The organism is Virgibacillus sp. 7505 (assembly GCF_002272135.1).
Taxonomy (GTDB): domain Bacteria; phylum Bacillota; class Bacilli; order Bacillales; family Amphibacillaceae; genus Terribacillus.
In genome coordinates, this window is record NZ_NPBF01000102.1 from 1 (window position 1) to 330 (window position 330).

Sequence of the window (330 nt, forward strand, 5' to 3'; positions counted from 1 at the left end):
GCATAATACAATGACTTCATGTAGACGCGATCTTCTTCACGAACGAGCATGCCCTCTTCATTCATTTCGATGAGGATGGCATCAAGCTCGGAAGCTTCAATTTGGACGTTGGGGCTCGATAATAATGCAGCCCCTTCTGTAATGAGCGCTTCTTTGTGCAAGTATAAATGTCCTTGTTGCATACAACATTCCCGGAGCAAATAAAGCAGCCCCGCCCGCAAACGCTCTGGATGGTTCCCAGTTAAGCCAATCGCCGCCCCTAATTGGTCTGCGCGGCGAAAGCCGACTCCTTCCACATCCTGAATGAGCAAATACGGGTTAGTACGGATG

At 49.4% G+C, this 330-nt stretch carries 1 protein-coding gene; it reads right to left on the minus strand.

The window, feature by feature from the left end:
- Positions 1-330 (minus strand): helix-hairpin-helix domain-containing protein (locus CHH91_RS18110; RefSeq protein WP_286160839.1); only part of this gene is annotated, 330 nt, incomplete at both ends.